An 18,255-nucleotide genomic window follows, 5' to 3' on the forward strand; every position below is an offset into this window, starting at 1 on the left:
CCAAACCCCTCTCCGCCACCCCAACCCCACCCCCCCCCCCCCCCCCCACCCCCCCCCCCGCCACACCCGCACTCCCCACCCCACGCGCCGTGAACAGCCCGACAAACCCCACCGCGACCCCAAGCTGCGCAACCGCCAACACCACCCGCGGCTGCACCCGGTCCACCCTCCTGACCACCGCCGCCCCCAGGAGGAACCCCACCCCCAAAGCCGACAACACCACCCCGACCTGAGCACTCCCGCCCAGCTCCCGCACCCCGAACGGCACCAGCAGCGCCGACAACGACGCGTTCGCTGCCAGGAAGACCCCGCTCAACGGCAACAAAACCCGTGCCACCGGCAGTCCTTTGAGGACTCGAACCCCTTCCCTCAGCCCGGCCTTCCCTTCCCCTGCAACCTCCGGCCGTGCTTTCGTCAACGCAACCGCCACCGCCGACACCAGATAGCTCGCGACGTCCACCAGCACCAACGCCTCGAACCCCGCCCACACCAGCAGAACGCCCCCGAGCGGCGGCCCAGCCAACCGCACCACCCCGTCGGTGGCCGCGTTCCAGGAGTAGGCACTGCTCAACCGCTCCCCGACCCCCACCACCGCCGGCACAAAACCCTGCGCGGCCGGCCGGAACGCCACAGCCCCAACACTTTCCACCACGACCGCCACATAGATCGCAGTCGGCGTCCCCACCAACATCCCCGCCACCGCAGCACCCCGAACGAGGTCCGCCACCACCATCACCCGCCGCCGGTCCCACCGGTCGACCAGCACCCCCGCCCACACCCCGAACAGCAACGCGGGCAGGTACTCCGCCGCCAACGTCAGCCCCGTGGCGAAAACCGAGCCCGTCACCGCGTACACGTGCGCCGGCACCGCCACGACCAGCAGCCACGACCCGAGCAGGCTCACCGCACGCCCACCCCACAACAACCGAAAATCCCGAATCCCCCAGGCACTCATACCCACAAGATAGAGACAGCCACGCTGTGTTCTGTCAAGATACTGTCGTGAACGCATCCTCCGCGGACTCGCTGGGCGCAACCCTGCGCGCACTCCGCCAGTCCACCGGCCGCACCGTTGCCTCGGTCGCCGCCGACGCCGGCCTCTCGGTCCCCTACATCGCCAACCTGGAAAACGACCGCGGCAACCCGACCACCGGCGCACTCTCCCGACTGGCAACGGCCTTGGGCACCACCCTGCGCATCGAGTTCGGCGAACCGGACCCGGCTGGCGCGCCCCCGCCTCCCCTGCCACCGTCCCTGGTCCGGCTGCGCCGCACCGAACGGTTCCGCCGAGCCGCAGCCGAGCTCGACGCTGATCCAGCCGAACTGATCACGGCTCTGGCCGGGTTGGGGCGGCTGGTCGAGGCCAGCGAGCAGGATTGGTGGCGGGTGCTCGACGCTTTGGTGCTGATCGCGCGGCATCCAGCCTGACCTTGAGCACACTCGGGGTCCACATTGGACAGTTTCGTGGACGGATCCCCTGGACGTCTGGCGTGCCCAGCCCGTGGACGGTTTGGCAGGTCGGGCCCCGGACGGTCCGTCGGGGTGACCGCCGCACAACCCTGGGGCACAGCACCGGGTGGTTCAAGCGAGGCCAACGCCAGACAACTGGGCGAAGTGAACGCCGAATCAGTGGAAGGGACCGCCGGACAGCCGCACGAGGCGGGCACCGGACGACTGAGCGCAGCCTCTCCGGGCATGATCCTCATCGTGGATGAGGACACCTCGGCGGCTGTTGATGCCGTCCGGAGCTACGTTCTGGCGCTTCGCGAGATCCGGAGTCGACTGTTCGCCGATCTCCCCGGCATGGCGGGTGTGCAGGACATCATGGTCGCGGTGCGTTCACAGCGGACGATGGCCCGCGAGAGCCGGACGGCCGGCGGCATCGAGTACTCGGTGCACGGCGCGGGATGCCGCATGACCGACGAGGACGGCCGTGTGGTGGACGTCGACCTGGTTCGCGACCCTCACACGGCCATTGAGGTGGAGGCCTTCGACGTCTGGCGAATCAAGTCCTTCCTCTCCAGCAACAGATGCCACCCTCCGGCAGACGGGGAGCTCAACACCGCGTGCGAGCAGCTCGCCGCCCGCGGGGAACTGCGTGTGGTTCAGCCGGGTCGCTGGTTCGCGCTGCCGCTCACCTGACGGTTCCAGCATCGGGAATCACCCGTGCCGGAGACGTGCCTTCTCGGCGGCGTGCCGGTGGCGTGACGGGCGTGCCGGTGGCTTGGCGGGCGTGCCGGTGACTTGGCGGGCGTGCCGGTGGCCTGGCGGGCGTGCCGGTGGCGTGACGGGCGAGCCGGAAGGCCCTTTCTGCGGTGGAGAACCAGCGGGTCGCCAGACGACAAGGCGAAGCGAGCATCGCACATCCACGCGCACCTGGGCGTCAGACGCCCAGGCGGGGCAGGCACCAGCCGGGCGGGTGGAGCGGGCGCCTGACCGTGTCGGCGTCGGAGCGTGCTCCCGCAGGGCTGCGGCAGGGTCGGTCGAAGTTCACGGCGTCGTCTCCTTCGGCTTGACCGACACCCCGGCACCACGGAGGTGTGGGGCGCCCCTCCCGCGTTTCCTCATTGCGGGCGGCGGTCGGATCGAGTTCGGACAGGAGACAGACGAGGGCCCGGCCAGATCCGGACAAGCTTCACCCGTTCGAGTGAGTCCAACACCAGCAGGCACCGCGACAAAGCAAGAAGCACAGGGTACGTGAGCAGCCCAAACGCCGCTGAGCAGCCTCTCAGCAACCACGGCCTAACCTCAGCGAACGAAAGGGCGAGAGACGAGGCGAGCGAAGACGCGACGCACCGGGCCGAGCACAAGAACGAGGCCGGGCGCACGTGGCAACGGGGGGCGGAATGAAGATCGTGATTCCTGGCGGCACCGGCCAGGTGGGCAACGTGCTGCGGCGGGCGTTCGAAGGGGCCGGGCACGAGGTGGTCGTCGTCAGCCGGAGTCGAGGGGTGCGGTGGGACGGGCGCACGCTCGGGGAGTGGGCGGCGGAGGTCGACGGGGCCGATGTGGTGGTGAACCTGGCCGGGCGGAGTGTCAGTTGCCGGTACACCAGGGAGAACCTCGACGAGATGATGCGGTCGCGGGTCGAGTCGGCTCGGGTGGTGGGGCAGGCGATCGGGGTCGCGAAGAGGCCGCCGCGGGTGTGGTTGCAGATGAGCACGGCCACGATCTACGAGCATCGGTTCGACGCGGCCAACGACGAGGCGACCGGGCGCATCGGGGGTGGTGAGGCCGGGGTGCCGGGGTACTGGGGGTTCAGCGTCGACATCGCCAGGAGGTGGGAGGCGGAGCTGGAGAACGCCGACACGCCGCGGACCAGGAAGGTCGCGTTGCGGGCCGCGATGGTGATGAGTCCGGACCGGGGTGGGGTGTTCGACTACCTGTCGTGGCTGGCCCGGCTGGGGTTGGGCGGGACGGTGGCCGGGGGTGGGCAGTACGTGTCGTGGGTGCACGACGAGGACTTCGTGCGGGCCGTGGCGTTCCTGGTGCGGGAGGAGGTTGAGGGGGCGGTGAACGTTGCCGCGCCGGGGCCGTTGCCGCAGAGGGAGCTCATGCGGGAGCTGCGCAAGGCGTGGAAGGTGCCGGTGGGGTTGCCGGCGACGCGGTGGATGGCGGAGGTCGGGGCGTTCGTGTTGCGCAGCGACACGGAGTTGCTGCTCAAGAGCCGTCGGGTCGTGCCGGGGCGGTTGCGGGAGGCCGGGTTCGAGTTCCACTACCCGAAGTGGGGTCCGGCGGCGGAGAATCTGGTCAGGCGCAGGAGGGAGTGAGATGCCCAGGATCAACGACGTCGGCGGGCAGGACACGTTCGGGCCGGTCGAGGAGGAGTTGGACGAGCCGCCCTTCCACGCCGACTGGGAGGCGCACGTGTTCGCCATGAACCGGTCACTGATCGTGCGCGGGGTGTACAACCTCGACGAGTTCCGCGACGCGGTGGAACGGACGATGTCGCACGAGTCGTCGTACTACGAGAACTGGTTCCGGGCGATCAGGACGTTGTTGCGGGAGAAGGGCCATGTCTGAGCGGTACGCGCTGGGTGCGCGGGTTCGGACGTCCGGTGTGGACCCGGACCACCACACGCGGCTGCCCTGCTACGCGCGGGGCAAGCGCGGCACGGTGGTCGGGAGCGAAGGCGCGCATCCCAAGGCCGATGACAGGGCGCGGAACCTGCCTGCACGGCCGCAGCCGGTGTACTCGGTGCGGTTCACGGCGCGGGAACTGTTCGGGCACGGCGATCACACGGTGACGCTGTCCTTGTGGGAGGACTACCTCAGCGATGACTGACCATCACGACGACGCGCCCATCGCCGCCCAGGTGCGCGAGCTCGAAGCGCTGCTGGAGCAGAAAGGGCTGCTGGATCCCCGCGAGCTGGACCAGACGCTGGAGGCGTTCGCGGCGAACGCGTCGCCGGCCAACGGGTTCCGGGTCGTGGCCAGGGCGTGGGTCGACGGCGACTTCAAGGCCAAGCTGCTCGACAACGCGAACGAGGCGTTGCCCCTGATCGGGTTGTCGATGGGTGGCGGTCTGCAGGTGCAGACGCTCAAGGTGGTCGAGAACACGCCGGACGTGCACAACGTGATCGTGTGCACGCTCTGCTCGTGCTACCCGCTCGGGCTGCTCGGGCCGTCGCCGACCTGGTACAAGAGCCCGGCCTACCGCTCACGGGTGGTCAGTCACCCGCGCGAGGTGCTCGCGCAGTTCGGGTTCACGCCGCCGGACGACACGGAGATCCGGGTGTGGGACGCCAACGCCGAGATGCGGTACCTGGTGCTGCCACAACGGCCCGCCGGCACCGAGCACCTGACCGAGGAGGAGCTGCGGCAGCGGGTGACGCGCAACGGGTTGATCGGCACCGCACCGGTCTGACCCGGCACCGCGACGGAGGCGGCAGACGCCACGCCGGTCCGGGCAGACAGCGGCCCGGGCAGAACAGCGCGCCGGTCTAGTGCGACACCGGCTCGATGCAGCTGCCCTCACCGGTGGTGCCCTCGACGAAGAGCCGGATCACGCCCGCCGACATGTCGCCGTTCAGGCACGCCACCCGCTCCCCCGCCCGCGTCTCCATCGAGAAGAACACCAGTGTCGGCCGCTGCTCGACGTACGCGCGGTGCTCGGCGAGCGCCTTGCGGACGGGACCGGCGGACAGGTCGCCGGAGGCGCAGATCGGTTCGAGCACCGGCAGGACGCGCGTGATCAGGTCCCGGCCCGCCTGCACCCCGGCGGCGGGCAACGACCTGCGGTGCTTCCACGCGTTGTTCTCGGCGTTGTGCGGAGCGACGTCGGGAGCGGCACGGCCAGGAGCCACGTCGCCGGGAGCCGCGTTACCGGGTGCAGTGTTGCCGGGAGCGGGGTTACCGACAGTCGGCTGGCCCGACGGCGCGGGCGTCTCGGCCACCGGCTCCGGTACCTGCTGCTTGACCTCGCACGGCCCCGAAACGGCCACTGTCAGACCGGGCGGGTCCGGCGGTGGCGTCGGCACGACCTCCACGGTCGGCGCGCACGCCGCGCACAGCAGTACCCCGACCAGTGCCCCCAGCACTCTCCCCATGACCGCAGACTCTCGCACAGAACGTCAGCGCGCGGGCGCGGTAGCGGGAATGTTCTCCAGCGACCGCACCGACCGGCTGGCCAGCATCCCGGCGGTGGCCACGAGGTACACGGCCGCGGAGACCAGCAGCATCGCTTCGACACCGACGAGGTGCGACACGGGCCCGACCGTCAGCTGTGCCAGCGGGATCGCCACGATCGACCCGAGCATGTCGTAGGAGTACACCCGCGCGAGCCGGTCGGCCGGCACGTGCTGCTGCAGCGACGTCTCCCACGCCACGCCGAACTGCTCCAGCCCCACCCCGCACACGAACGCGACCACCACCAGCGCCCACGGCCGCGGGTACAGCGCCAGCACGACCGGCAGCCCGCCGAACGCCGCCACCCACACCACGCCGAACAGCAGCAGCCGCCGCACCCGGACCCGCATCGCGAGGAAGCCGCCCGCGACCATGCCCGCCGTCTGCGCGGCCAGCACGAACCCCCACGTCTCACGGCCCAGCGTGGTGTCGGCCAGCACCGGGCCGAGGATCATCGTGCCGCCCGCGTGTGCCGCGTTGACGAACGTGAAGGCCACCACCACGATCCACACCCACGGCCGTGACACGAACTCGGTCCACCCGACCCGCAGCTCGGCGAGCGCTCCCGGTTTGTGCTCGGCGGCCACGCGTGCCGCGGGCACCCGCACGAACCAGAAGCACAGCCCGGCCACCGCGAACGTCGCCGCGTCGGCCAGCAGCCCCCAGCCCGGTCCGGCGAACGCGATCAGCAGGCCGCCGGCCGACGCGCCGCCGATGTTCGCGGAGTTCAAGCCCAGGCGCAGCAACGCGTTGGCACGCTGCCGCAGCTCGGCCGGCACGGTCTGCGGTGCCAGCGCGGCCGAGGCGGGGAACGAGAAGGCGCTCGACATGCCGTTGACCGCGGACAGCACGACGAACCACGGCACCGACACCGTGCCCTGCAACACCAGCACCGCGATCAGCGCCTGGCTCGCCGTCGACACCGCGCACGACCCGACGAGCACCAGCTGGCGCGGCAACCGGTCCGCGAGCACGCCGCCCCACAGCAGGAACACGACGTTCGCCAGCGACCGCGCCGCCACGACGATCCCCAGTGACGTGACCGACGACGTCACGTCCAGCACCGCGAACGCCAGCGCGATCGGCGCCATCGCGTTGCCGGTCATGGTCGTCACGCGGCCGGCGAGCAACCAGCGGAACGCCGGATGCCGCAACGGTTCCCACACCTGAACCCCCAGCGCTGAGCCCCCAGCGGTGCCCCCAGCACCGGCCCCCAACCTACAACAGCGGGAGCCGCCCGGCCCCTGCGACCGGACGGCTCCCGTGTCATCGCACCCGCGGGTGCGATGAGGCGATGACCACCGCGGCGGCGACGGTCACCAGGTTCTTCAGGATGTACTGGCCCTCGAACGACGCCTGCATCGGACCGGACCACATCTCCGCCGGGAAGAGCACCAGCGGTGTCGACACCAGCACGACGTGACCGACGAGCAGACCCGCGCTCAACAACGGAACGCGGAAGCTCAGCAGAACCAGCGCGATCGCGATTTCGGTGATCGCGGCGCTCACCCTCGCGAAATCCCCGTGGATGATCCCGAACGTCAACGCGGAAACGGTGCGCTCGACGAGATCCTGGGCAGGGCTGCCACCGGGAAAGAGCTTCAGCACGCCGAACCAGAGGTACACGACCCCCAGTCCGATGCGCAGCAGCGGAATTCCGGCCTCACCCGCGAACCGGGTGAACCTCTCCTCCGCGCTGTGCCGGCGTGACAATCCTGGACGCAACATTGATCTCCCTCTCCTGTCTGGCTGCCACCACCCAGCCGGACAGGAGGAGCGAGGAAGATCAGCTGCCCGCCGGCGGTGCCACCGGGTCGCCCAGGGGGTTCAGCAGGTCCGCCTTGCCCTCGAACGCGAACAACAGCAGGTCGACCATCCGGAACGTCGTGCTGTCCGGGCCGAGCGTGGGCCGCCAGTACGGCGAGCGCACGATCGAGATCCGGCTGCCCTCGATGGCCCGGTGGAACACCTCGGCGGTGATGCGGCCGCCGACCGGTCCCAGCCGGCCGTTGTTGATCTCCGCCTCGCGCAGGACGTAGAACCACAGCGGGGTCGCCTCGACCAGCTGCGCCTTCTGCTCGTCGGTCAGCGCGTCGAGCGACACGCCACCGGCGCCGGTCAGGACCTGCTCGCCGGTGAGCGGCTCGACCTCCATGAGCTCCGCCATCTGCTGGCCGCTCGCGAGGCCCATCATGCTGGCGCGGGTCAGGTTGCGGAACGCGAGGTTGCGCTCGATCTCCCTGAACTGCGTGCCGCGGCCGCCGAACGTGCCCGCCGGCAACGCGGTGAGCGGGTTGACCAGCAGCGTGTCGATCTCCTTCGCGACGTTGCCGCCACCGAGCTCGGCGGGCGGTACGAGGTCGTCGCGGCCGGCCTCGGCGAAGTCGTAGAGCCGCCGGAAGTCCGCGATCCAGTTGCTGGGCAACGTGAAGATCGGGCCCCGGTTGACATCGTCGAGGTCGGCGGGCGTCTGCGAGCTCGGGTCGAAGTTGCCGGACACGCCGGTGAACGTGAACAGCGCGAACAGCGACGCGATCCCGCCGGGACCGGTCGAGTTGAACACCCGGTTCCACTGGTAGGCGCCGCGGATCATGCTGTGGCCCAGCCGGTAGGACGCCACCGAGAACTCGATCGGCATCGTCGGCGTGTTGTCGCGGCCGTAGTAGCGGCCGGGCACCTCGAAGAACCTGCGGCCGTTGGTGAAGACGTCGTCCACGATCGCCGGGTCGACGACGCGCGGCAGGAAGTCCGTCTTCAGCATGTACTGGTAGTGCCGGACCACCAGCTCCTTGGCCGCGCGGAACAGCCGCTCCCCGGTGAGGCCGGTGAGCGCGAGCTCGTCGACCACCCGGTTGTGGAAGCGGATGAACGCCAGATGTGTCTGCGCGATCACGAGGTTCTCGTCGTTGCGCGCGTCCGGGATCAGCGGCAGCCGCCGGTCGGCGGCCGTGCCCAGCTCACCACCGCGGCGCGGCAGGTCGAAGCCCTCGAACGGCACGTTGGTGCCCTCGTCGGGGAACGGCACCGGCGTCGTCGTGCCGACCTTGAGCTTGACGCCGTCCTCCGCGTAGAACGCCTGGTCGTCCTTGTCGCGCGGCCCCCGCCCGTACACCGAGTCGAGGTCCAGCGCGGGCGACCGGCCCTGCAGCAGCTCGTCGAGGTTGACGTCGCTGCCCAGCTGCGCCTCCGTGCGGTCCATCGTGAGGTCGTGGTCGACGAACTGGCCGAGGTAGGTGAACCCCGCCGGCACCGCCGGGTTCTGCGAGTCGGGCTGCGGCACGGCCGGGTCGGGCGTCATCGCCGTCGCCAGCGCCACGCGGAGGTCCTCGCTCGTCGGCGCCCCCTTCGGCCCCAGCCGTGAGAAGCGGAACCTGCGCAGCTCCTCCGTCGTGGAGGGCTGGCGTGCGGTGGCCGTGCCGTTCGCGTCGAATTCCAGCACACCTTCGCCCACGACGAAGAAACTGTCGCGCGAATGCCTTTTCATATTTCCCCCTGTGTCCCCTCATCCAAGCGACCTGTTCCCCAACAGGTGCCTGCCCCACCGCCAGTCTCCATACGGACGAAATTAGCGTCGAAGCTTTTGGGCAGAACCAAAACCTCGTCACCGAGCGGATACGAGGTGGCCGGAAACAATCTCGAACAACGGCGACCGGGCGCGTCGGGTTGGAATCCTCATGGGCGAACCGGGGTTGAACCGGCGCCGGACCGGGTACCCATCAGGATGCTCGTTGTCACGACCGCGAAGTCGTCCGGTGTCTCCACCCTCCTCACGGTTGCCGGAGTGCTCGACGCGAACGGCGCGGGACGACTCCTCTCCCGGCTCGACCGGCTCCTCGACCAGGGACACCGGCGGCTGGTGCTGGACCTCGGCGGTGTCGAGTTCTGCGACTCCAGCGGGGTGAGCGCCCTGGTACGCGGGCACGCGCGGGCGTCGGCGGCGGCCGGCGGGCTGCGGATCTCGACGGCCTCGCCTCAGGTGCTGCGGGTGCTGGAGATCTCCGGCCTGGCGAGGATGTTCGGCCTTCAGTCCACTGTGGACACCCAGGACACCGTCAGCCCGTGACGGCCGGCTGAGCGGACGGTGTGGCGCCGGTCAGGAGCAGACCGTGCGCAGCGCCTCGGCCAGCGCGTCCTCGTGCAGGCGGTCGAGGTGGTGCAGCACGACCGCGGACCGTTCCGCCAGCGCCGCGTGGACCTCGCACCGCGGCGAGGGGTGGCGGACCGATGTGGTGTCCCGGAGCTCGGCCAGGATGTCGGTGGTGAGCCGGTCCAGGACCGGGCGGACCTCGGTGGCGAGGTCGGGGCGGTGCAGCGGGACCTCCTCGGGATGCGCGGTCCAGCGCGCGTACAGGCCGCGTTGCACGAGTTTGTTCGCCTCGACCTGGGCGCGGAAGAACCGCACCGCGTTCTCCGGGTCGAGGCCCAGCCCGGCGGAACGGGCGCGCACGCCGTCGAGCACGACCTGTTCACGGGCCGGGTCGTCGATGGGCTGGGTCGTGCCGAACTTGGCCGCCGCCACCAGGTCGGCGACCCGCACGCGCTGCACGGCCAGGCCGGTGAGCTCGCCGAGAGGGCCGAGCGGGGTGAGCGACGCGGCGAGGGTGAGGGCGACCGCGAGGATCTTCATGACCCCCGAGCGTGCCACGGCGGTGCGGCGGGGTCCATCCACAAGATCCGCGGAGGTGTCATGATGGCGGGGTGGAGTCCACGCGCATCGACCGCTGGCTGTGGGCGGTCCGGCTGACGAAGACCCGCCCGGACGCCGCTGCGGCGTGCCGGGGCGGGCACGTGCGCATCAACGACAAGCCGGCGAAACCCTCCACGATCGTCGTCCCGGGCGACCAGGTGCGGGCCCGCGTGGGCGACCGGACCAGGATCGTCGAGGTGGTGCGGGTGATCCAGAAACGGGTCGGTGCCGCCGATGCCGCGACGTGCTTCATCGACCGCACACCGCCGCCGCCGAAGGACATCCCGGTGGTGGCGCAGCGCGAGCGCGGCGCGGGACGGCCGACGAAGCGCGAACGGCGCGTGCTCGACCGCTTCCGCTCCCAGGGTTAGCCACCCGCGCCGAGGTCTGCTCACCGGTGACCGGCTGGTCAGTGACCGTTTCCGTGCCGCAGAACGACGTCCGCGAGCTCGGTGAGCGACTGGCCCAGCGGCAGGTCCACGCGGACGCCGGCGAACTGGTCGCCGCGGGTCTCGCCGCGGTTGATGATCGCGACGGGCAACCCGGCCGCGGCGGCGCGGCGGACGAACCGCAGGCCGGACATCACGGTCAGCGAGGAACCCAGCACCAGCAACGACTTCGCGTTGTCGACCAGGTCGTAGCACTGCTCGACGCGGGGACGCGGCACGTTCTCGCCGAAGAACACGACGTCCGGCTTCAGCACGCCACCGCAGGCGAGGCAGTCCACGACCACGAAGTCGCGCACCTGCTCCTCCGGCAGGAACACGTCGCCGTCGGGATTGATCTCGTCGGTGGTCGCGGCGAAGTCCGGGTTGGCCGCGCGCAGGCGGCGGTCGAGCTCGACACGCGGTGAGACCAGGCCGCAGTTCAGGCAGATCACCCGGTCGAGGCCGCCGTGCAGCTCGACGACGTCGTGGGTGCCGGCGGCCTGGTGCAGGCCGTCGACGTTCTGGGTGATCACGCCGCACAGCCGGCTGCCCAGGCGGGTCACGGCGTGGTGGCCCGCGTTGGGGTGGGCGCGGGCGATGGTGCGCCAGCCGACGTGGCTGCGTGCCCAGTAGCGCTGCCGGCCGGCGGCGCTGGTGGTGAACTCCTCGTAGGTCATCGGCGTGTGGCGGCGCAGGGAGCCGCCCTCGCCGCGGTAGTCGGGGATGCCGGACTCGGTCGACAGGCCCGCTCCGCTGAGCACCAGGACCCCGCCGCTCTCGACCAGGGGCACGACCTCGGTCAGGTCGGAGGTGCGCGGCAGTGGAGGGCCCGAAGGCGACCAGGTCAGCGTGGGCCGTGTCCGCACCTCACCAGCTTACGTGCCACTGCCGCAGTTCGGCCTCAGCCGCGGCGACGTCACCGTTCGACGGGGCCGTGACCAGCGCGAACTGCCTTCCGGGGCCGCCGGTGAGGAGCAGCCTGTCGCCGCTGGCGGTGGCGTTCGCGGAGGTGACCACGAGCGGTGAGCGCAGCGACTCGGGCAGGTGGACCTCGGTGGGGGCGGGACCGCCGGTCGAGTCCCAGACGAGGACCGCGAACGGTGCCGAGCCGACCAGGGCGCGCACGGCGGGCAGCGGGATCTGCTGCCAGGTCTGATGGACGCGGTCCTCGTAGGTGAACGCGAGCGTGGTGCCCGCGACGGCCTGCGGGTAGACGCGGTCGACGACCGCGCGGTCCACGGTGAGCACGGGGTTGCCGGACGCGTCGAGCCTGATCGCCGAGAAGTGCTCGTCGTTCATCGCGTCGCCGTCGGTGCGGACCTTGTCCGGGTTGTCGTTCATCAGCTCGTGGTGGCGGTCGTAGTTGGTGTCCCAGTGCCACTGGCTGCCCGAGACCACCGTGCCGCGCGGCGCCGACCACCAGCGCGCACCCGGCGCGGCCGAGTCGAGGCCCTGGTACATCGCCTTGAGCACGGAGGCGTTCTTGTCGGAGGTGAAGCCGGCGACCGGATGGCCGAACTCGGACACGATGGCCGTGGTGCCGAGCGCCTGGGCTCGGGAGCGGATCGTGGTGAACGCCTGCACGTACTGGCCGTCCGCCGCCTTGCCGGGCATGAGGACGCCCGACTGGGCTTTTCCGTCGTAGAAGTGGGCGTTGAACACGAACCGGTCGCCGAGGGCGGGCACGAGCGGGAGGCCGCCGGACTCGGCGAAGAAGTCCACGTTCTGGTTCCAGAACACGAGCGGCTCGACGAACGCGGCCTTGTGCGCCCAGCCGGCCTCGTCCATCTCGGCGCGGAACCGCCGGTAGAACGGCATCAGGAGGTCGCGTTCCCACTGCTGAGAGGTCTGCCCCTGCTCGTAGCGACCCGCGTACGGCTCGTTGAGCGGGTCGACGCCGGCGACGAGCTTGAACTCGCCTGCGGGCAACGCTTCCCGCACGTGCTTCAACGCCTCGCCGGCGGCCGCGATGAACGAGTCCTGCACGCCGCCGCGGTTGTGCCAGAAGTCGTAGGTGGCGCCGGTGACGGCGTTGTTGTTCTTCATGTTCTGACCCCAGTGCGCGCAGAGGCCGCACGACTCCTTGGGATAGCCGCTCGCCGCCCACGCCGGTGCGCCGTCGCCGGTGTACCAGCTGCCGGGGTTGAACAGGTGACGCGAGTACAGGTCCTGGTGGAAGTCGAGGTAGACGCGGATCCCCTGGCCGGTGAAGGCGCGCAGCTGCTCGGTCATCCGCCCGAGGTAGGCGTGGTCGATCTGCCCGCGCCGCGGTTCGATCCAGGCCCAGGTGAGCAGGAACCGCACGGCGTTGGCGCCGGTCAGCCGCTTCATCAGCTCGGCGGACCCGCGGGCGTCGGCGGTCGTGGCGAACGGCAGGCCGCGGTGCTCGGCGAGCTTGGCGGTGCCGGAGACGTTGAACCCGCGCAGCACCACCTCGCGGCCGTGCTCGTCGCGGAAGACCCCGCCGGAGACCCGGAGCTCGGTGCCGTCGAACGACTCCGCCCGCACCGGGGCGGCCGGGGTGAGCACCGCCGACAGGAGGAACAGCACCGCCAGGAGAGCCGATCGCCGCATCGCCGCCACCTTAACGTGAACGAGGTTCACGTTGGACGGTAGTGGACGGGAACGGGCGCGGCTAGCGTCCAGACTGCGCAACGGGACCCGGCGAGCCGGGCGTGACCACGCGGGCTCCGTCGTGGTCACGCCCGGCTCGCCCCTGGTCCGCAGACCGTGGACGAACCCCGCGCGGGGTCAGCTCATCGCGTCGGCGACCAGCGCCGCGGCCTTGGCCACGAGCGGTTCGTCGGCACCGGCCTTCGGGTCCGCCGGCTTGGTCGCGAGGACCGCGACCACGATCGGCGCGCGGCCGGGTGGCCACGTGATGCCGACGTCGTTGGTGGTGCCGTAGCTGCCGGTGCCGGTCTTGTCGCCGAGCCGCCACTCGCCGGGCAGGCCGGCCCGCAGCCGGTTGGCGCCGGTGGTGTTCGCGAGCAGCCAGTCGGTCAGCTGCCGGGCGTCCGGCCGTTCGAGCGCGTGGCCGACCGTCAGGCGGGCGTACGACTGCCCGATCGCCCGCGGCGAGGTCGTGTCGCACTCCTGCCACGGCTCGGCGGAGTTGAGCTCGGGCTCCCACCGGTCCAGGCGCGTGACCGGGTCGCCGATCGAGCGGCAGAACCGGGTGACCGCGCTCGGGCCGCCCAGCTCGCGCAGCAGGAGGTTGGCGGCGGCGTTGTCGCTGTAGGTGATGGTGGCCTCGCACAGGGCCCTGACCGTCATGCCGTTCGCCAGGTTCTCCGGCTTGCCGGTGATCGGCCCGTACCCTGCCTTGTCGACCTCGGCCTGCGTGTAGCGCAGGACCTTGTCCAGCAACGCGCCGTCCTGGTCGCGCCGCAGGACCGCTCCCGCGACGAGCGTCTTGAAGACCGAGCAGATCGGAAAACGCTCGTTCGACCGGTACAGCACCGTTCGACCGCTTCCGGTGTCACTCGCGAACACGCCCAGCCGTGCGCCGTGCTGCTGTTCGAGGTCGCGCAACCGGCCCGTGATCGGTGAGGCCTGTGCCTGCGCGGGCACGGCGACGGCCAGCGCGGCCCCCGCCCCCAACGCCAGCGCTACCCGACGGTTAACTCCCAACGCTCTGTCCCCTTCCCGCAATACCTCTCCACCTCCAAGACGTCTCGGAGATCAACTGGTTGCTCCACGGTCAGGCGACCCGCCGCCAGCACGCCAGGAACGCGAGCGCCGCCGCGATCGACCCCGCGGACGCCAGCGACCCCGCACCCAGGTAGATCACCCACTCGTCCGCGCCGAGCCCTTCCCTGGCCAGAGGCACGCCCCACAGCACCGCGCCCAGGCCGAGCGACACCAGCCCTGCCAGCGCCCAGAACACGACGAGCACCACCCTCGGTTTCTTGCTCGGACCGTCGTACCGTTCGAGCGCTCCCCTGCGGGCCAGCCACCAGGACGCAAGCGCCGCAACGGAAAGCGCGATCGCGTCGGCCGCGAGCGTGTCGCTGAGCCGGTGCCACTTCGCGGTCAGCGTGTACTGCCCGATGCCGACCGCCCACGGCAGCACGAAGAACAGCAGCACGCCCCGCCACCGGTACGGCACCACGATCACCGCCGCGAACAGCACCGTCATCGCGATGGTCGTGTGTCCACTCGGGAGGCTGTTGTGCGCGTAGTCTCCGGTGACCTCGACCAGCGCCGGCCGCGGCAGCACGAACCGCTTCAGCACCTGCACCACGGCCTGGCCCGCGACGATCACCCCGACCGCGGCGGCGGCGAGGTCCCACCGCTTGCGCAGCACACCGACGAGCGCCACGGCCACGACCGCCGCCACGAGCGAGTAGACGGTGATCTGCCCGAGGGCCTGCCAGGCAGCGTCCGTTTCGGACACGTCGTCCTGGTCGGCGCCGCGCAGGGCGGCGTTCTCGATCGTCTGACCGGCTCTGGTCAGCACCGCGAACACGTAGACGAGCGCCGCCACCACGAAACCTGAGGCCGCGACCACCGGCCAGCGTCGAGAGTCCACGTGGCGAAGTGTGCGGCGGTTCTGATCAACTCGCCTGTCGAAGACAGGTGGGGCCGCAACGGTGGGTGCGGGGTCTACGAGGACGTGGACCCGAACCGGTGAGCGACGGCGGCGATGCGGTCGAGCACCGCCTTGACCGCCAGCGCCACGCTGTAGTCGAACTCGGCACGGCGGTCGAACCGCGCCAGCTGCGGCGCGAGCGAGGCCACGGCGGGCAAGCCGGACTCCGCGAGCACCGACCGGCGGGAGCCGTCCGGGTCGCCGAACGCCGGTGCCGCCGACACCTCACGCAGCAGGGTGCCGATCAGCGTCGCGAGCAGCATCCGCAGCAGGTGCACGGCCTCGTCGGCGGGGGCGCCGGCGTCGAGCAGCACGGTCAGCACCGCGTCGACCGGGGCGAGGCCCTCCAGCGAGCCGAGCTGGCGGGTCAGCACGAGCGACGCGGCCCCGGGGTGGCGCAGGGCGCGTTCGCGGAAGCTGTCGGCGATGGCGCGCAGGTCGTGGCCGGGGTCGCCGGTGCGCTCGGGCGGCACGAGGCCGGCGAGGAGGTGTTCGGCGACGGCGTCGAGGAGGTCGTCCTTGTCGGCGACGTGGTTGTAGAGGCTCTTCGGGTCCACGCCGAGCACGCGTGCGACGGAGCGCATGCCGACGGCGGCCGCACCCTCGGCGTCGAGGACCCGCAGCGTTGCCTCGACGATGGCGGCACGCGACAGCCCGCCCATACCCCTGGGAGGCCTTCCCCGACGCGTCATGACGACCCCTTGCTGAAACCCGCGGTGTGGAGATAGTTTAACCCACGCTGTGGGTAAAAGAGGAGAGATCATGCGATCGCGGTTCGACATGCCCGGCGAAGAGGTCCTGAAAGCACGCGAGAAGCTCGTGCTCGACCACTTCCACGACGAGGTGGCGCACGACTGGGACGCGACTCTCTCGACGTTCCCCCACCCTCACTACGAGCTCATCGCGCAGATGGTCGTGCACGACGGCGACGAGGACGTGCGGCAGTACTACACGGACACCCGCACGGCGTTCCCCGACCAGGACCACGAGCTGATCGCGCTCCGGCACAGCCACGACGCGGTGATCGTCGAGTTCTGGCTGCTGGGCACGCACCTGGGGCCGTTGGGCAAGATCCCGGCGACCGGCGGCAGGCACCGCACGCGGATGACGGCGTACTTCGTGTTCGACGAGGACGAGAACCTGGTCACCGAGCGCATCTACTTCGACCAGCTGACCGTGCTCAAGCAGGTGATCGGCGGCATCGACCGGCGCTCGCCGCGCGGGCTGGCCAAGCTGCTCAAGGTCTTCAGGGGGATGCTCGCGATGTCCGGCGGCCGGCCCGACCCGCGGCTCACCGCCACCACGCCGCCCGACCTCGGGAACTAGAGCCGGATCAGCTTGCGTTCCACGGCGGTCGTGACGGCCGCCGTGCGCGTCTCGACGCCGAGCTTGTCGAAGATCCGCACCAGGTGGGTCTTCACGGTGGCCTCGCTGATGAACAACGCCTTGGCGATCTCCCGGTTCGACAGGCCCTTGGCCAGGTTCTCCAGGATCTGCACCTCGCGCCTGCTCAGCCGCGGCGCCGGTCCGCGGACCTGGCGCAGCAACCGTTGCGCGATGTCCGGGGACAGCACGGTCTGGCCGCCGGCGGCGGTGCGGACGGCGGCGGCGAGCTCCTCCGGCGCGCAGTCCTTGAGCAGGTAGCCGATCGCGCCGGCCTCGACCGCGCGCACGATGTCGGCGTCCGAGTCGTACGTCGTGAGCACCACGACCTGCGGCGGCGACGGCAGCGCGCGGATCAGGGCGGTCGCCCGCACGCCGTCGATCCCCTTGCCCAGCTGGAGGTCCATCAGCACGACGTCCACACCGGACGCCAGCTCGACGGCCTCCTCGCCGGTCGCGGCCTCCACCACCGCGAAGTCGCGCGACAGCAGCCCGACCAGTCCGAACCGGACCACCGGGTGGTCGTCCACCACCAGCACCCTCATGGCGTCGGCACCGTCACGGCCACAGCGGTTCCCTCCCCCGGCGCGCTCTCCACCGACACGGTGCCACCCAGCTCGGTGATGCGCCCGTGGATCGACGCCAGCCCGTAACCGCGTCCCTCCGCCGGCACGACCGCCGCGGGGTCGAAGCCGCGGCCGTCGTCGACCACGTCCAGCGTCACCGCGTCACCCAGGTACGACAGCGTGATCGCCACCCGCCCGGCCCGTGCGTGCTCGGCGGCGTTGGCGACGGCGCCCTGGGCCACCCGCAGCAGCGCCACCTCGGTCTGCACGCTCAACGGGTACGGCTCACCGTCGACCTCCACGTGCGGGCACAGCCGGTGCAGCGCGTCGACCAGGGTGCCGCGGATCGGCGCCAGGTCGCGGACGAACCGGCGTGCCTCGGCCAGGTTCTCCCGCGCCACCGCCGCCGCCCGGTCGTGTTCGCCCAGCTCCAGCAGGAGGGTGATGCTGGAGAAGCCCTGCGCCAGCGTGTCGTGGATCTCGCGGGCGACCCGCTGCCGTTCCTGCACGGCGCCCGCCTCGCGCAGCAGCCGGGCGCGGTCGAAGAACACCGCCGCCGTCAGCACCGCCACCCCGATCGGCCCGAGCACCAGGCTGAGGTCGAACGCGGCCGCGAGCCGGATCTGCGCCAGCACCACCGCGCACGTCAGCACGCCCGCGATCGGCAGCGCGACCCGCGGCCGCAGCTGCCGCAGGCACTGGAAGAACAGCGGGATCGCGCACCACCCGAAGCTCGGGGCCACCCACACGAGCACCAGCCACACCGCGAGCACGACCGGCAACGCACGCGTCCACCGCACCCCCGCCGGGTACGCGAGCCCCAGCGCCACCGTCAGCCCGAGGACCAGCACGTCCGCGCCGTGGTACGTCACGTACCGCGCCGCCGACGCCGTCAACAGCACGTAGAAGCCCGCGTGCATCGCCCGGTGCAGCCACACGACGGCGACTGTAGGCGAGAGCGGACGGTC

22 protein-coding genes are annotated in these 18,255 nt (G+C 71.1%); 9 read left to right on the top strand and 13 right to left on the bottom strand.

Annotated elements, in window-relative coordinates:
- A partial coding sequence (locus tag ADL03_RS06910; protein WP_197288161.1) for an MFS transporter occupies positions 1 to 904 on the bottom strand: 904 nt, incomplete at its 3' end.
- 98 nt (positions 905 to 1,002) lie between these two features.
- On the opposite strand from ADL03_RS06910, the gene ADL03_RS06915 reads away from it, so the two are divergent.
- The 6 genes from ADL03_RS06915 to ADL03_RS06940 all read left to right on the top strand — a co-directional run bounded on the left by ADL03_RS06915 (position 1,003) and on the right by ADL03_RS06940 (position 4,868).
- Complete coding sequence (locus tag ADL03_RS06915) at positions 1,003 to 1,428, top strand: helix-turn-helix domain-containing protein (RefSeq protein ID WP_053732518.1); 426 nt, start codon at positions 1,003 to 1,005, stop codon at positions 1,426 to 1,428.
- Positions 1,429 to 1,695: 267 nt separating this feature from the next.
- Positions 1,696 to 2,142 (top strand): hypothetical protein, encoded by a 447-nt coding sequence (locus ADL03_RS06920; RefSeq protein WP_053732519.1) that lies wholly within the window; start codon positions 1,696 to 1,698, stop codon positions 2,140 to 2,142.
- Positions 2,143 to 2,846: 704 nt separating this feature from the next.
- Positions 2,847 to 3,770, top strand: coding sequence for an epimerase (locus ADL03_RS06925; protein WP_053732520.1), 924 nt, complete (start codon positions 2,847 to 2,849; stop codon positions 3,768 to 3,770).
- Between the two features lies 1 nt (position 3,771).
- Positions 3,772 to 4,023, top strand: a complete 252-nt coding sequence (locus tag ADL03_RS50720) for an SH3-like domain-containing protein (protein WP_053732521.1) — start codon at positions 3,772 to 3,774, stop codon at positions 4,021 to 4,023.
- Entirely contained in the window at positions 4,016 to 4,285 is a 270-nt protein-coding gene (locus tag ADL03_RS50725) for an SH3-like domain-containing protein (RefSeq protein WP_053732522.1), read from the top strand. The genes ADL03_RS50720 and ADL03_RS50725 overlap by 8 nt, the downstream gene beginning before the upstream one ends.
- Positions 4,278 to 4,868: a nitrile hydratase subunit alpha gene (locus tag ADL03_RS06940; protein WP_053732523.1), complete on the top strand. Its 591-nt coding sequence runs from the start codon at positions 4,278 to 4,280 to the stop codon at positions 4,866 to 4,868. The genes ADL03_RS50725 and ADL03_RS06940 overlap by 8 nt, the downstream gene beginning before the upstream one ends.
- Before the next feature lie 76 nt (positions 4,869 to 4,944).
- On the opposite strand, the gene ADL03_RS06945 is transcribed toward ADL03_RS06940, so the two are convergent.
- The 4 genes from ADL03_RS06945 to ADL03_RS06960 all read right to left on the bottom strand — a co-directional run bounded on the left by ADL03_RS06945 (position 4,945) and on the right by ADL03_RS06960 (position 9,080).
- Positions 4,945 to 5,550 (bottom strand): hypothetical protein, encoded by a 606-nt coding sequence (locus ADL03_RS06945; RefSeq protein WP_157528268.1) that lies wholly within the window; start codon positions 5,548 to 5,550, stop codon positions 4,945 to 4,947.
- 24 nt (positions 5,551 to 5,574) lie between these two features.
- Complete coding sequence (locus ADL03_RS06950; RefSeq protein WP_157528271.1) at positions 5,575 to 6,795, bottom strand: MFS transporter; 1,221 nt, start codon at positions 6,793 to 6,795, stop codon at positions 5,575 to 5,577.
- Positions 6,796 to 6,895: 100 nt separating this feature from the next.
- Positions 6,896 to 7,357 (bottom strand): hypothetical protein, encoded by a 462-nt coding sequence (locus tag ADL03_RS06955; RefSeq protein WP_063798496.1) that lies wholly within the window; start codon positions 7,355 to 7,357, stop codon positions 6,896 to 6,898.
- A gap of 58 nt (positions 7,358 to 7,415) precedes the next feature.
- Complete coding sequence (locus ADL03_RS06960) at positions 7,416 to 9,080, bottom strand: heme peroxidase family protein (protein WP_231641592.1); 1,665 nt, start codon at positions 9,078 to 9,080, stop codon at positions 7,416 to 7,418.
- Positions 9,081 to 9,350: 270 nt separating this feature from the next.
- Here ADL03_RS06960 and ADL03_RS48220 point away from each other — a divergent pair, with 270 nt between their 5' ends.
- Entirely contained in the window at positions 9,351 to 9,692 is a 342-nt protein-coding gene (locus tag ADL03_RS48220; protein WP_053732527.1) for an STAS domain-containing protein, read from the top strand.
- A gap of 30 nt (positions 9,693 to 9,722) precedes the next feature.
- On the opposite strand, the gene ADL03_RS06970 is transcribed toward ADL03_RS48220, so the two are convergent.
- Positions 9,723 to 10,298 (bottom strand): chorismate mutase, encoded by a 576-nt coding sequence (locus tag ADL03_RS06970; RefSeq protein ID WP_369808946.1) that lies wholly within the window; start codon positions 10,296 to 10,298, stop codon positions 9,723 to 9,725.
- A gap of 29 nt (positions 10,299 to 10,327) precedes the next feature.
- On the opposite strand from ADL03_RS06970, the gene ADL03_RS06975 reads away from it, so the two are divergent.
- Positions 10,328 to 10,687, top strand: a complete 360-nt coding sequence (locus ADL03_RS06975; protein ID WP_053732529.1) for an RNA-binding S4 domain-containing protein — start codon at positions 10,328 to 10,330, stop codon at positions 10,685 to 10,687.
- 38 nt (positions 10,688 to 10,725) lie between these two features.
- Here the strand turns inward: ADL03_RS06975 and ADL03_RS06980 are convergent, their stop codons facing one another.
- From ADL03_RS06980 to ADL03_RS07000, 5 genes are all read right to left on the bottom strand, one after another.
- Positions 10,726 to 11,610, bottom strand: a complete 885-nt coding sequence (locus ADL03_RS06980) for an NAD-dependent protein deacetylase (RefSeq protein WP_053732530.1) — start codon at positions 11,608 to 11,610, stop codon at positions 10,726 to 10,728.
- Position 11,611: 1 nt separating this feature from the next.
- Positions 11,612 to 13,318, bottom strand: coding sequence for a cellulase family glycosylhydrolase (locus ADL03_RS06985; protein ID WP_053732676.1), 1,707 nt, complete (start codon positions 13,316 to 13,318; stop codon positions 11,612 to 11,614).
- Positions 13,319 to 13,495: 177 nt separating this feature from the next.
- Complete coding sequence (bla, locus tag ADL03_RS06990; RefSeq protein ID WP_053732531.1) at positions 13,496 to 14,377, bottom strand: class A beta-lactamase; 882 nt, start codon at positions 14,375 to 14,377, stop codon at positions 13,496 to 13,498.
- A gap of 70 nt (positions 14,378 to 14,447) precedes the next feature.
- Complete coding sequence (locus ADL03_RS06995; protein ID WP_053732532.1) at positions 14,448 to 15,278, bottom strand: phosphatase PAP2 family protein; 831 nt, start codon at positions 15,276 to 15,278, stop codon at positions 14,448 to 14,450.
- Between the two features lie 74 nt (positions 15,279 to 15,352).
- Positions 15,353 to 16,030 carry a TetR/AcrR family transcriptional regulator gene (locus ADL03_RS07000; protein ID WP_053732533.1) on the bottom strand — a complete coding sequence of 226 codons (678 nt, stop codon included), beginning with the start codon at positions 16,028 to 16,030 and terminating at the stop codon, positions 15,353 to 15,355.
- A gap of 70 nt (positions 16,031 to 16,100) precedes the next feature.
- Here ADL03_RS07000 and ADL03_RS07005 point away from each other — a divergent pair, with 70 nt between their 5' ends.
- Complete coding sequence (locus ADL03_RS07005) at positions 16,101 to 16,664, top strand: ester cyclase (protein WP_053732534.1); 564 nt, start codon at positions 16,101 to 16,103, stop codon at positions 16,662 to 16,664.
- Here the strand turns inward: ADL03_RS07005 and ADL03_RS07010 are convergent.
- Together ADL03_RS07010 and ADL03_RS07015 are read right to left on the bottom strand one after the other, a co-directional pair.
- The gene (locus ADL03_RS07010; protein ID WP_053732535.1) at positions 16,661 to 17,266 is read right to left on the bottom strand and encodes a response regulator transcription factor; all 606 of its coding nucleotides are present in this window, start codon (positions 17,264 to 17,266) and stop codon (positions 16,661 to 16,663) included. The genes ADL03_RS07005 and ADL03_RS07010 overlap by 4 nt on opposite strands.
- On the bottom strand, positions 17,263 to 18,225 hold the full coding sequence (locus ADL03_RS07015) for a sensor histidine kinase (RefSeq protein ID WP_231641594.1): 963 nt from the start codon (positions 18,223 to 18,225) through the stop codon (positions 17,263 to 17,265). The genes ADL03_RS07010 and ADL03_RS07015 overlap by 4 nt, the downstream gene beginning before the upstream one ends.
- Between the last annotated feature and the right edge of the window lie 30 nt (positions 18,226 to 18,255).

The sequence above is a fragment of the Nocardia sp. NRRL S-836 genome, from assembly GCF_001279525.1.
In the GTDB taxonomy this organism is placed as follows: domain Bacteria; phylum Actinomycetota; class Actinomycetes; order Mycobacteriales; family Pseudonocardiaceae; genus Lentzea.

Excerpts from the sequence above, each read along its gene's own strand:
- ADL03_RS06920 (WP_053732519.1), top strand. The coding sequence starts at position 1,696 with ATGATCCTCATCGTGGATGAGGACACCTCGGCGGCTGTTGATGCCGTC.
- ADL03_RS06925 (WP_053732520.1), top strand. The coding sequence starts at position 2,847 with ATGAAGATCGTGATTCCTGGCGGCACCGGCCAGGTGGGCAACGTGCTG.
- ADL03_RS50720 (WP_053732521.1), top strand. The coding sequence starts at position 3,772 with ATGCCCAGGATCAACGACGTCGGCGGGCAGGACACGTTCGGGCCGGTC.
- ADL03_RS50725 (WP_053732522.1), top strand. The coding sequence starts at position 4,016 with ATGTCTGAGCGGTACGCGCTGGGTGCGCGGGTTCGGACGTCCGGTGTG.
- ADL03_RS06940 (WP_053732523.1), top strand. The coding sequence starts at position 4,278 with ATGACTGACCATCACGACGACGCGCCCATCGCCGCCCAGGTGCGCGAG.
- ADL03_RS06945 (WP_157528268.1), bottom strand. The coding sequence starts at position 5,550 with ATGGGGAGAGTGCTGGGGGCACTGGTCGGGGTACTGCTGTGCGCGGCG.
- ADL03_RS06955 (WP_063798496.1), bottom strand. The coding sequence starts at position 7,357 with ATGTTGCGTCCAGGATTGTCACGCCGGCACAGCGCGGAGGAGAGGTTC.
- ADL03_RS48220 (WP_053732527.1), top strand. The coding sequence starts at position 9,351 with ATGCTCGTTGTCACGACCGCGAAGTCGTCCGGTGTCTCCACCCTCCTC.
- ADL03_RS06985 (WP_053732676.1), bottom strand. The coding sequence starts at position 13,318 with ATGCGGCGATCGGCTCTCCTGGCGGTGCTGTTCCTCCTGTCGGCGGTG.
- ADL03_RS07000 (WP_053732533.1), bottom strand. The coding sequence starts at position 16,030 with ATGACGCGTCGGGGAAGGCCTCCCAGGGGTATGGGCGGGCTGTCGCGT.
- ADL03_RS07005 (WP_053732534.1), top strand. The coding sequence starts at position 16,101 with ATGCGATCGCGGTTCGACATGCCCGGCGAAGAGGTCCTGAAAGCACGC.
- ADL03_RS07010 (WP_053732535.1), bottom strand. The coding sequence starts at position 17,266 with ATGAGGGTGCTGGTGGTGGACGACCACCCGGTGGTCCGGTTCGGACTG.